The organism is Streptomyces sp. CB02261, assembly GCF_001905665.1.
Lineage (GTDB): Bacteria > Actinomycetota > Actinomycetes > Streptomycetales > Streptomycetaceae > Streptomyces.
Window position 1 is genome coordinate 392,420 of record NZ_LIVX01000007.1, and the last position, 12,828, is coordinate 405,247.

6 protein-coding genes are annotated in these 12,828 nt (G+C 73.7%); 2 read left to right on the forward strand and 4 right to left on the reverse strand.

Annotation, left to right across the window (positions count from 1 at the left end; genetic code table 11):
* Nucleotides 1-53 precede the first annotated feature (53 nt).
* The 4 genes from AMK29_RS24410 to AMK29_RS24425 all read right to left on the reverse strand — a co-directional run bounded on the left by AMK29_RS24410 (nt 54) and on the right by AMK29_RS24425 (nt 7,387).
* A complete protein-coding gene (locus AMK29_RS24410) occupies nt 54-830 on the reverse strand; it encodes an HlyD family efflux transporter periplasmic adaptor subunit (RefSeq protein WP_073816654.1) in 777 nt (258 codons plus the stop codon).
* A 129-nt stretch (nt 831-959) separates the two neighbouring features.
* Nucleotides 960-1,211: a hypothetical protein gene (locus tag AMK29_RS24415; RefSeq protein ID WP_073816657.1), complete on the reverse strand. Its 252-nt coding sequence runs from the start codon at nt 1,209-1,211 to the stop codon at nt 960-962.
* A 438-nt stretch (nt 1,212-1,649) separates the two neighbouring features.
* Nucleotides 1,650-4,949: a S8 family peptidase gene (locus tag AMK29_RS24420; protein WP_079197129.1), complete on the reverse strand. Its 3,300-nt coding sequence runs from the start codon at nt 4,947-4,949 to the stop codon at nt 1,650-1,652.
* A gap of 452 nt (nt 4,950-5,401) precedes the next feature.
* A complete protein-coding gene (locus AMK29_RS24425) occupies nt 5,402-7,387 on the reverse strand; it encodes a beta-galactosidase (RefSeq protein WP_073816665.1) in 1,986 nt (661 codons plus the stop codon).
* A 216-nt stretch (nt 7,388-7,603) separates the two neighbouring features.
* Here AMK29_RS24425 and AMK29_RS24430 point away from each other — a divergent pair, with 216 nt between their 5' ends.
* Nucleotides 7,604-10,456: a glycoside hydrolase family 3 protein gene (locus AMK29_RS24430; protein WP_073816669.1), complete on the forward strand. Its 2,853-nt coding sequence runs from the start codon at nt 7,604-7,606 to the stop codon at nt 10,454-10,456.
* Nucleotides 10,453-12,738: an alpha-xylosidase gene (yicI, locus tag AMK29_RS24435; protein ID WP_073816673.1), complete on the forward strand. Its 2,286-nt coding sequence runs from the start codon at nt 10,453-10,455 to the stop codon at nt 12,736-12,738. Before AMK29_RS24430 ends, yicI begins: the two co-directional genes overlap by 4 nt.
* Nucleotides 12,739-12,828 lie beyond the last annotated feature (90 nt).

Genomic DNA, 12,828 nt, shown 5'->3' on the forward strand with positions numbered 1-12,828 from the left:
CCGGGGAGTGTGCCGGGCGCGGCGGGCACGGCGGTCGTGCGGTACGGCGCGGTTCACGGGAGCAGCCAGTCGACGGGGCGGTGCGCGGAGAGGTGGACGGCGCCGGTGACCGGCGTTCCCGAGGCGGCGGCGGGCGCGGCGCCGCCGGCGGGCGGGTGTTCCAGGGAGACGAGGACGGCCACCGGGTTGCCCTGGCGGCTGAACGAGGCGGCGAGCCCGTCGTCGCCCAGGAAGCCGGCGATCTGGGCGGGGGTCTGGGGAGCGCCGCCGACGGAGGTGACGCGGCCGCGCAGGGAGCCGTACGCGCTCCGCCCCGCCGAGCGGACGCTGACGTCCACGGGGGCGCCGACGCGGAGGGAGGCGGTGTCGCCGCCCGGTACGTAGAGGACGGCCACGAGGGGCTCGTCCGGGTCCGTGACGCGTTCGACGGTCGCGACGTCGGCGCCGATCGCCACGACCGCGCCGGTGCGGGCGAGGAGCGCCGTGAGACGGCCCGCGGCGACCGCGCGCACGGGTGTGTCGCCCTGGGCCGTGCGGACGACGACGAGCGGTGTGCCGGCGGCGACGCGGGTGCCCTCGGTGACGAGCACCTCGGTCACCTGTCCGGCGACGGGGCTCTGCAGCAGGTACCTGCCCTGGGCGTGGGTGAGGATGCCGGGGGCGGTGAGCCGGTCGGTGACGGTGCCCGTGAGGGCCCAGAATCCGGCGGCGGCGATGACGAGGGCGGTGACTGCCAGGACCAGCCGTCCCTGAGGGCGCGCGAAGCGCACCGGCAGTTCGAGTTCCTCGGGCGACTGCAGCTTGGAAAGGGCCTTCTGGCGGAATTGCATGGGCGGGTGACTATTCCTTCGACTGCATTCTGCTCACCGGGATCTCGGCGCGGCGATGTCCTGTGCCCACGGGATCCGCCGTGAATCCCGGACCGGTGAAGGGTCCGGAATTCACGGCGGCAGGCTCGCTCAGAGACCGGCGAGACCGGTGACGGCGCCGGTGTTCACCGACACGCCGGTGATGCCCTGGGCCAGGCCCGGGACGCCGGCGACGAGACCCTCGACACCCTGCACGGTCTGCAGGTTGCCGACGGTGCCGAGCAGGTGGGTGACGTCGCCGGTCACGGCGCCGGCGAGACCGCCGTCGATGCTGACGAGACCGCCGGAGACGGCGTCGAGCTCGGTGTCGTCGATCTCGCGGGTCTCGATGTCGTTACGCATGGGGCGCACCTTTCTTCTCCATGGGGGGAATCCTTGTGCCGTGGCTGCCCGGGGGGCGGATAAGAGGGGGGAAGCCGCTCTTCCGTTTCGCCGCGGCGTGCCAGATCAAAGCACGCGAACGGGTGGCCGAGCCAATGCGGTTGACGCCCTTTCGGGTTCGGATGTGACGCTCGGGAGGCGGTCGTGCAGCTTGTTTCACCGAACGCCGACAGCTTCTCCGCAGGACCGGGTAACAGATTCGGGCGCTGCGGGACGCGGGCACGACGAAGCGGGATGAAGGGGGACGAAGAGGTGCGACGGTCCGGCCGTACGGCGGAGCCCCGGAGGAGACCGTGACCGCGTCACGCACACATTGTGCGAGTTTCCGGCAGAAGCACGAACGGCGTCACCACCCCGGGAGGTGACGCCGCTCGGACGGGATCGGTCAGCGGGACACCGTCACCTGCCGTACCACCCGTTGTGGATCGTCAGCGTCGACGTGTTGCCCTGCTTGTCCGTGACCTCGGCGGAGAGCGAGACGCCCCGGTCCTTCGCCGGGCTCTTCACGGAGATCCTGCCGTTCGCGACCTTGACGGGCCGCCAGGTCCTCCCGGCGTCGTAGCTCACGGACACGGCGAGCGACCTGAGGTTCCTCCCGGCCGCCGCGCCCTGCACGGTCACCGGGACCAGGACGGACCGGCCCGCGGGGGCACGCGAGGCGAGGTCGACGGGGGGCGCGAAGCGGACGGTGGACACGGGCAGCGCCGTGGTGGCCGTGACCTGCTTCGAGCGGAACGTGAAGCCGGCGTCGACGCGGGTGGAGGCGGCGGCGATCGTCGCCGAGCGCTCCACCGAGGTCGTCAGCCGGTACTCGGCGTCGGCGGCGTCGACCGTGAAGGGCTCCGCGCCGGTCAGCGGGTCGTCGTTCTCGGCGACCTTGACGCCGTCGCGGTACAGCGTCGTCGTGGCCGACGTGTGCGGAGTGCCGCCCGCGTGGCCCGCGCCGTCGGCGAACAGCGGAAGGGAGCCGACGAGCCGCTGCACACCCGTGACCGGGTCGGGCGCGGTGCGGAAGACGCCCATGTCCTTGCCGAGCAGCGGGCCGAACACGCCCGTGCCGAACGTCTCCCGGTAGGTCCGGCCGGCCTCGTAGCGCTTCGGTTCGACCATCGCGTAGCCGCCCTCGTAGGCCGGATGGCCCCACTCGTCCGGCTCGCCGAAGTGGTTGGACCTCGTCAGCCAGGAGACGCCGTCGGCGGTCGAGACATGGAAGGTGCGGATGCCCGTCGTCGCCTGGTACGCGGAGAAGCCGTTGCCCTCCGGAGCGCCCGGCAGGTGGGCGTACGGGGAGGAGAGCGCGGTCTTCCCCGGGGTGGACGCGCCGAGACCGACCTTGAGCGTGGCCAGCTCGTTCGCCTTCACGTGCCGGGTGTAGCCCGTCGCGACCCTGTCCACCGTGCCGCCGAAGGCCACCGAGTACTGGGTGGTGCCGTCCTTGACGAAGTGCGCGTCCCAGGTCTGCAGCAGCGTGCCGTCGGTGACGGCCGGACCCAGGTGGGCGGTACGGAACCCGGTGAAGCTCCCCAGCACCCAGCCGTTGCCGACATGGCCGGTCCCGACCGGGACCTCGTAGTACGTGCCGCCCGCGTTCGCCGTGTCCATACCGGGCACGGTCAGGGTCACCGGCTCCGTCGTCCGCGCGTCGGCCGTGAGCGTGGTGTCGCCGGAGATCTCCAGCTTCGGCTGGGCGATCCAGTCGGTGCCCTTGGTGAAGTCCGACGGGTCCTCGTAGACAGCCGTGTTGTAGGTGTACGAGCCCTTCGGCACCCGGATCGTGCGCGTGCCCGGCTCGTCGTCCACGCGCGCCTGGAACCCCTCGGCGCCGCCGCCGGTGCCGAACAGGCTGCTGGAGAAGGTCCGGGCGTCCGTGCCGTCACGGCCGACGGTCCGGAGCGTGACGTCGTAGGACTCCGCCTCGCGGACGGCGACCGCGGCCGTGCGGACGGACCCTCCCGCGCCGGTGGCGGTGACGTAGCCCGAGTAGGTGCCGTCGGCGTCGCCGATCCTGGTGTCGGCGGTCAGGTCGACCTCGACCCGGCCGCCGGCGGGCACGGTCACCCGCGAGGCACCGAGCGCGAAGAACCCGGCCGGGGCCGGCTTGCCCGCCGGGTCCCGCGTGGTCACCGACAGGTCGAGCGTGACGTCGCTGGTCCCGAGGTTGCGGTATCCGAGCTTCCTGGTGACGAGCTGGTCGTCGGGGTGCGGCCACCGCGCCTCGCCGAAGTTCAGCGACACCGGATCGGCGATCACGCTCTGGGCCAGTGCCCGGTCGGCCCGGACACGTCCCGAACCCTGCTGGAAGGCGGTGTGGTCGCCGCCCTCGGTGGACGCGATCAGCGCGCCCTTGAGCTCGGTGGACGTCCACTCCGGATGCCGCTGCTTCAGGATCGCCGCCGCGCCCGCCACGTGCGGGGTGGCCATGGAGGTGCCGTCGATCGTCAGGTAGCCCGGCGCCGGGTGCGGGGTGCCGGGGCGCGTGTCGAGAGCGCTGCCGGGAGCGGCTGCCGCGGTGATCGCCACGCCGGGCGCGGTCACGTCCGGCTTGACGGCGCCGTCGCCGACGCGCGGGCCGATGCCGGAGAAGGGCGCGAGCCGGTCGTCCTGGTCGACCGCGCCGACGGTCAGCGCGGCGTCCGCGCTGCCCGGCGAGCCCAGCGACGAGGCGCCGTATTCGCCGTCGTTGCCGGCCGCGACGGCGAAGAGGATCCCCTTCTCGGCGGTCAGCGTGTTCACCGCCGCTTCCAGCGGGTCGACGCCGGGGCTGTCCGCGCTGCCGAGGCTGAGGTTGACGACGTCCGCGCCCTCGGCGGCGGCCCACTCCATGCCCGCGATGACGGCGGAGTCGTCCCCGAAGCCCTCGTCGTCGAGGACCTTGCCGCTGATCACCTTGGCGCCGGGGGCGACGCCCTTGTACCGGCCGCCGGACGTGGCGCCGGTGCCGGCGGCGATCGACGCCACGTGGGTCCCGTGTCCGACCCGGTCCACGGCGTCGGGGGAGGCGGAGAAGTTCTTCTCACCGACGACCTGGGTGCCGAGGTCGCCGTGGGTCCTGTCGACGCCGGTGTCGAGCACGGCGATCGTGACGCCCTTGCCGTCGTACCCGGACTCCCACGCCTTGTCGGCGCCGATCTGCCGGACGCTGCGGTCCAGGTTCGCCCCGCGCACCCCGTCCAGCCAGACCTTGCCGATACCGGCGGCGGTGGCGCGCGCGCCGGTCCGCCCAGGATCGGTCAGCGCGTCCCACACCCTGCTCAGGTCCTCGGGGGACGTCCGGACGGCGTCGGCGCCGAGGGTCGGGAACGTGCGGCGCAGCTGGGTGTCGCCGGCCGCGCGCACCTCCGCCCGTGCCGCGCCGGCACCCCCCTCGTACTGCACGATCAGCTTGAGCCCCGAGCGGTGGCTCTCGCGCAGCCGTGGGTCGGTGAGCACGTCGAGGTCGAAGAGCCGCTGGTCGAGGCGGCCCGAGGCGATCAGGCGCCGGGCGTCGCCGGGCACCACGAGCGTGTGGTCCCCGGTGCGCTCCACCTGTACGGGTATGCGCTCACGGCCCTGTGCGGGCTCGAAGCCCACCATCCGGCCCGTGGCGTCCACCACCACACGGTCGCCGGTGACGAGCGGGATCCGCTGGTCGCCGGTGCCGCGGGTGAGGTCCGGTGCGGCCGTCGTGCGGGCGGTGACCGCCGTCGCGGGGCCGGTCATGCCTGCGATCAGGGCCACCGATGTGGCCGCTGCGACGGTGAAGGCGCCTGCTCTCTTCACATGTGCGCGCAAGTCTCCCCCAGGAGCGTGGAATCGAGGTCGAGCGGTCGGATCCGGACGGGGGACGAAGGCGCCCGCCGCCGGTCAGCGCAGTATCGCGACGTGATCGACGGCGGTACGGAAGCGAGGGGGCGGGGCTCGTGCTTTCCGGCCAACCTGTGGTCCGCGTGTGCGATGGGACGACGATGGGCGTGTGACGGGGGTGTGACGCCGGAGCGATGCTTGTGCGACACGGGCGCCGGCGATGCCCCCGGACCGCCGTCCGGGTCAGGCCCCGCACGCTTTTCGCGGACCGGCGCCCGCACGGCCGGAGGGTGTCCGTCCCCTTGGCCGTAACCGGACCCGGAGGGAACGGGTCTCCCTCCCTCACCCCCGCGCCTGCCGGGGGCTGTTCAGTGGGCGCGCAGGACCGCACACCCGCCGGGCGGGAGCCGGTGGACGGGGCCGTCCGTCAGCAGGTCGTGGCCGGGACGCGGCAACGGCACCGTGTCGGCGCGGTGGTTGACCAGCACGTGCCAGTGGCGGCCGTCCTCGGCGTGGCGGGTGACGGCCTCGACACCGGACGGGAGGCCCGGCACCGGGCCGGCCACACCGGCTTCGTCGAGCAGCCGGGAGACCAGGGCCGCGTAACCGGTGTCGTCGAGACGGGTGGACAGGTACCAGGCGGTGCCGGCCCCGAACGCGTGGCGGGTGAGTGCCGGACCGCCGGCGAGCATCCCCTCGGTGTACGTGGTGAGGGCCTCGGCGCCCTCCGTCCGCAGGGACTCGGTCCACACGGTGCCGCGCGAGCCGTCGGAGAGCACGACCTCCTCGCCCCGCCCCAGCGGACGGTACTCCTCGATCCGGATGCCCAGCGCCTCCCGGAGCGGCGCGGCCGGGTAGCCGCCGAGACGGGCGTGGAGGCGCTCGTCGACGGCGCCGCCGTAGTGCTGGACGAGCAGCGTTCCCCCACCGGCGACATGACGGCGCAGGTTCGCGGCTCCCTCGTCGGTGAGCAGGAACAGGGCCGGCGCGAGGACCAGCCGATAGCGGCTCAGGTCGTGCCCGGGGTGGGCGAAGTCGACCGTGACCCCGGCGTCCCACAGCGCCCGGTGGGCGCGGCGCAGCGTGCCGTGGTAGTCGAGCTCGGCCGACGGCAGTCCGTCGACGTCGAGGGCCCACCACGCGTCGGAGTCGTGCAGGACGGCGACCTCGGCGCGGACGGTGGAGCCTGCGAGCTCCCCGAGGCGGCTCACCTCCTCGCCGACGGCCGTGACCTCTCGGAAGATCCGGCTGTCGGGGCCCGCGTGCGGGACCATCCCGGAGTGCCACTGCTCGGATCCCGCCCGCGACTGGCGCCACTGGAAGAACAGGGCGCCCTCGGAGCCGCGGGCGATGTGGCCGAGGGTGTGGCGCCGGATGTCGCCCGGCTCCTTGCCGAGCACGCGGTCGCCCGCGTACACGGTGTTCGTGCCCTGCTCCATCAGCAGCCAGGGCGCGCCGTCGCCGAAGGAGCGGGCCCGGTCGGCGCCGAAGGCGGTGTCGGCGGCGGCGTCCACCCCGGGTGCCGAGGGGTAGTGGTCGACGGACACCAGGTCGACCTCGCGGCCGAAGGCCCACAGGTCCAGGTTCTGGTAGTCGGGCAGCATGAGGTTGGTCGTCACCGGCCGGTCGCTGTGGGCGCGGATCGCGTCCCGCTGCTCGCGGTACGCGGCGAGGGCCTCGTCCGACCAGAAGCGGCGGAAGTCCAGGGCCTGGCCGGGGTTCTTGTGCCACTGCGTGGCCCGGGGCGGCAGGACCTGCTCCCACGCGGTGTACCGCTGGCTCCAGAACGCCGTCCCCCAGGCCTCGTTGACGGCGTCGAGGGAGCCGTGCCGGGCCCGCAGCCAGTCCCGGAAGGCGGCCGCGGTGTGCTCGCACCAGCAGAGGGTCGCGTACTCGTTGTGCACGTGCCACAGGGCGAGCGCGGGGTGGCCGCCGTAGCGCTCGGCGAGAGCGCCCGCGACGCGGAGGGCGGCCCGGCGGTAGGCGGGCGCGGCGAGGCAGTACGTGTCCCGGCTGCCGTGGGTCAGCCGGGTGCCGTCGGGGGAGACCGGCAGGGCGTCGGGGTGCGCCAGGGTGAACCAGGGCGGCGGGGAGGCGGTCGGGGTGGCGAGGTCGACGGCGACGCCGCCCGCGTGCAGCCGGTCGAGCTGGGCGTCGAGCCACCCGAAGTCGTAGCGGCCTTCCTCGGGCTCCAGCAGGGCCCAGGAGAAGACGCCCACGGTGGCCAGGTTGACCCGGGCCCGGCGCATCAGCGCGTCGTCCTCCTTCCACACCCCCTCGTCCCACTGCTCCGGGTTGTAGTCCCCGCCGAAGGCGAGACCGTCGAGCCGCTCGGTCAGCCGGCGCGTCGTCATAGGAGCCCCATCCTTCTGCTGGTGTCGTCGAGATCGCGGCGTCGAAGCGCTTGGACGCCGGGGCGAGGCTAATGACCACCTTCCCGTTTCGACAAGGGCCTGCGCAGCCCCAAAAACCCCTGGAGCAGGAACGGTTGACAGCGTCACCGGATCCTGTCAGCGTCGAAGCGCTTCGATGAAGCGTTGCATCGCCCAGCCTGCCGAGGGGTTGTCCACGTGAGTTCCCAGTCCGCGTCCGCAGCCGGTCCGCCGCCCTTCCGTGACCCCGCGCTCCCGCTGCGCCGACGCGTCGACGACCTGCTCCGACGGCTCACGCCCGACGAGCGGATCGCGATGCTCCACCAGTACGCACCTGCCGTCCCGCGCCTCGGCGTCGGCCCCTTCCGCACCGGCAGCGAGGCACTCCACGGCGTCTCCTGGCTGGGGGAGGCGACGGTCTTCCCGCAGGCCGTCGGCCTCGGCGCCACCTGGGACGAGGAGCTGGTCCACCGGGTCGCCGAAGCGGTCTCGGTCGAACTGCGCGCCTTCCACCGCCACCGCCCCCCGGTCATCGCTCCGGACCGCGCCCCCCACAGCCTCCAGGCCTGGGCGCCCGTCCTCAACCTGCTGCGCGACCCGCGCTGGGGGCGCAACGAGGAGGGCTACTCCGAGGACCCGGCGCACACCGCCCGCCTCGGCGAGGCCTACTGCCGCGGCCTGGCCGGCGACCACCCGGCCTATCTGCGCGCGGCCCCGGTGCTCAAGCACTTCCTCGCCTACAACAACGAGGACGAGCGCTGCACCACCTCCTCGGGACTGCGGCCGCGCGTGCTGCACGAGTACGACCTCGCCGCCTTCCGCCCCGTCGTCGCCGCCGGCGTCGCCACCGGCGCCATGGCCGCGTACAACCTGGTCAACGGCCGCCCCTGCCACGTGAGTCCGCTCATCGAGGAGGAACTCCGCCGCTGGGCGCGCCCCACCGGCCACGAGCTGTTCGTGGTGAGCGACGCCGAGGCCCCGTCCAACCTCGTCGACCCCGAGCACTACTACGACGACCACGTCGAGGCCCACGCGGCGGCGCTCAAGGCCGGCATCGACAGCTTCACCGACCACGGCGAGGACAGCGCCACCCCCGTCGGCCGGCTGCGTGAGGCACGGGAGCGCGGCCTGATCGACCAGGCCGACGTCGACCGCGCGGTACGACGCCAGCTCGAACTGCGCTTCAGGCTGGGCGAGTTCGACCCGGACCTGGACCCCTACGCGGACATCGGATCCGAGGTCATCGACTGCCCCGAGCACCGCGCCCTCGCGAGGCGCGCCGCCACCGACGCGGTGGTCCTGCTCAAGAACGACGGCCTACTGCCCCTCGACCCGGCCCGGGCACCGCGGATCGCCGTCGTCGGCCCGCTCGCCGACACGCTGTGCGAGGACTGGTACAGCGGCACCCTCCCGTACCAGGTGGGCATCGCCACCGGACTCGCCGCCGAACTCGACGCCCACGGCGGCGAGGTGATCCGCGCGGACGGCTCGGACCGGATCGCACTCAGCTCCCGCACCACCGGCGACCTCCTGTGCGAGACCCCGTTCGACGTCGACGACTGGGGCCGCGGCGTCCTGACGCTGCGCGCCGCCGACACCGGCCGCTACCTGAGCCTCAAGGACGACGCCTCGCTCGCCGCCGACCAGGACCGCCTCAAGAGCTGGGAGATCCACGAGACCTTCCGCCTGGAACCGGCGGGCGACGGCGACCTGCGGCTGCGCTCCGTCCTCACCGGCCGCTACGCCACCGTGGACCCGGCGGACGGCCGGGTCACCGTCACCGCGGAGACCCCCGACACCGCCGAACGCTGGCGGCGGGAGCTGCTGCGCGACGGCGCGGCCGAGGCGCGTGCGGCCGCCGAGACCGCCGACGCGGCGATCGTCGTCCTCGGCAACCACCCGCTGATCAACGGCCGGGAGACCGAGGACCGCACCGGCATCGACCTGCCCGCGACGCAGGAGGAACTGCTGCGCGCGGTCGCGGCCGTCCGCCCCGAGACGGCCCTGGTGGTGATGAGCAGCTACCCGTACGCCGTCGACTGGGCCGACGAGCACCTGCCCGCGGTGGTGTGGACGTCCCACGGCGGACAGGAGACCGGCCACGCCCTCGCCGCGGTGCTGCTCGGCCGGGCCGAGCCCGCGGGCCGCCTGCCGCAGACCTGGTACCGGGGCGACGACCCGCTGCCGCACCCGCTCGACTACGACATCATCAAGAGCGGCTGGACCTACCAGTACCACCGGGCCGCGCCCCTCTACCCCTTCGGCCACGGACTGTCCTACACCGACTTCTCCCACCGCGACCTGCGCCTGTCGCGGTCGTCGATCGCCCAGGACGGCACGGTCGACGTCACGGTGACCGTGACCGACACCGGCACCCGGCCCGGCAGCGAGGTCGTCCAGCTCTACGTCCGGGCCCTGGACGCCCGCTACGAGGCCCCCCGGCGGCGCCTCGCCGACTTCCGCAAGATCCGCCTGGAGCCGGGCGAGAGCCGGGAGGTCACGTTCCGGCTGCCCGCCGAGCGGCTCGCCCACTGGGACGTCGCCACCGGCGCGTTCACCGTCGACCCCGGCGCCTACGAGATCACCGTCGCCCGCTCCGCCGAGCACCCCGTCCTCACCGCACCACTCACCGTGACCGGGCCCGCCCCCGGGCCCCGTACGGTCCTCGGACGCCGGGTCCCGGCCGTCGACTTCGACGACCACGAGGCCACCACCGTCGTCGACGCCACCCGCACCAGCGGCGACGCCGTCGCCCCGACTGATCCGGCCCGGCCCGCGACGCTCCTCTACCGCGCCGTCGACCTCACCGGAGCGGTCCGCGTGGAGGTTGAGACCGCCCGCGAGCACGACGGGCCCCAGGACGCCCGCCTCGAACTCCACGCCGGCGAGCGGCTGCTGGCCGAGACCACGGTGCCGGTCACGGGCGACCGCCACACCTGGGCGACCTGCGCGGCCCCGCTCGCCGCTCCGCCGGACGGCGTCCACGACCTGCGCCTGACCCTGCACGGCGCCTTCCGCGTCGCCGCCTTCCGCTTCGAGGCCACCCGATGAAGTTCACCGACGGGTACTGGCTGATGCGGCCGGGCCACACCGCCCGCTACGCCGCCGAGGTCGCCGACGTCCGGGCCGAGGACCACCGGCTGACGCTGTACGCGCCGGTGAAGCGGGTGCGCGGCCGCGGCGACACCCTCAACAGCCCCCTGCTCACCGTCGAGTGCTGGTCACCGGCCGAGGGCGTGATCGGGGTGCGCACCACCCACCACGCGGGTGCGGTGCGGCCGGGACCCGAGTTCGCGCTGCCCGGTGCGGAGCAGGGCGTCGGCACGGTCCGCCGGGACGGCACGGTCGTCGAACTCGCCTCCGGAGACCTGACGCTCCGGGTGGACACCGCCGCGCCCTGGCGCCTCGACTTCACCGCCGACGGGCGGGTGCTGACCTCCGCGGGGGAGCGCGGCACCGGCTTCGTCACCGACGCCGAGGGCCGGCACTTCGTGCTCGGACAGCTCTCCCTGGGGGTCGGCGAGTCGGTCTACGGACTCGGGGAGCGCTTCACCCCGCTCGTCAGGAACGGGCAGTCGGTGGACATCTGGCAGGCCGACGGCGGCACCAGCAGCGAGCAGGCGTACAAGAACGTCCCCTTCCACCTGACCGACCGCGGCTACGGCGTCTTCGTCAACCACCCCGGCAGGGTCGGCTACGAGGTCGGCTCCGAGGCGGTCGGCCAGGTGCAGTTCAGCGTCGAGGACCAGTCGCTCGAGTACTTCGTCGTCCACGGCCCGACCCCGAAGCGGATCCTGGAGCGGTACACCGCGCTCACCGGCCGCCCCGCCCTGCCCCCGGCCTGGGCACTCGGCCTCTGGCTCACCACCTCCTTCACCACCGACTACGACGAGGCCACCGTCAACCGCTTCGTCGACGGCATGGCCGAGCGCGGCATCCCGCTGAGCGTCTTCCACCTCGACTGCTTCTGGATGCGCGCGTACCAGTGGTGCGACTTCGAGTGGGACGCCGACACCTTCCCCGACCCGGCCGGGATGCTGGCCCGGCTCAAGGAACGGGGACTGCGGATCAGCGCCTGGATCAACCCGTACATCGCGCAGAAGTCGGCCATGTTCGAGGAGGGCATGCGCGAGGGACACCTCGTACGCCGCCCGGACGGCAGCGTCTGGCAGTGGGACCTGTGGCAGCCCGGCATGGCCCTGGTGGACTTCACCGACCCGGCCGCCCGCGCCTGGTACACCGGCCGGCTGCGCACCCTGCTCGACCAGGGCGTGGACTGCTTCAAGACCGACTTCGGCGAACGGATCCCCACCGACGTCGTCTGGCACGACGGCTCCGACCCGGAGCGGATGCACAACCACTACACCCAGCTGTACAACCGGACCGTCTTCGAGCTGCTGCGCGAGGTACGCGGGGAGGGCGAGGCGCTCCTCTTCGCCCGCTCCGCCACCGCCGGCGGCCAGCAGTACCCCGTGCACTGGGGCGGCGACTGCGAGTCCCACTTCAACGCCATGGCGGAGTCACTGCGCGGCGGACTCTCCCTCGGCCTGTCCGGCTTCGGTTTCTGGAGCCACGACATCGGCGGCTTCGAGGGCACTCCGACCCCCACCGTCTTCACGCGCTGGGTGCAGTTCGGACTCCTCTCGTCCCACAGCCGGCTGCACGGCAGCACCTCCTACCGCGTCCCCTGGGACTACGGGGAGGAGGCCGTCGAGGTCACCCGCGCGTTCACCCTGCTCAAGCACCGTCTCGCCCCCTACCTCCAGCGCGCCGCCCAGCAGGCGCACACCACCGGAGTCCCCGTCATGCGGGCCATGGTCCTGGAGTTCCCCGACGACCCGGCCGTCACCACGCTCGACCGGCAGTACATGCTCGGCGACGACCTGCTCGTCGCCCCCGTCTTCACCGACGACGGCACGGTCGAGTACTACGTGCCCGAAGGACCGTGGACGAACGTCCTCACCGGAGCCGGGATCACCGGCCCCCGCTGGGTCCGCGAGCGTCACGAGGTCCACACCCTGCCGCTCCTCGCCCGCCCGGACTCCGTCATCCCGCTCGGCGCCGACGACCAGCGCCCCGTCTCCGTCTGGCAGGACGGGGTCGAACTGCGCGTGCACGCCTTCGCCGACGGCGCCGAACGGACCCTCGCGATCCCGGACACCGAGGGCCCCGGCGAGGCGGCCCGCTTCCGTCTCCGCCGCCGGGGCGACCGCCTCCATGTGACCACCGACAGCCGGCACCCCTGGCGGCTACGGGTCGGCGGCCCCGACGGCCCCCTCCACGCCTGTCCCGCCGGCACCGGGGAGGCCGACCTGCCGTACGCGGAGGACTGAACGCGTCCCAGGCGTACGCGCTCCCGCGCCGAGGGCGGCGGGCCGGGGGCGCCGGCGGACGCGCTCCCGCGCCGAGGGCGGCGGGCCGGG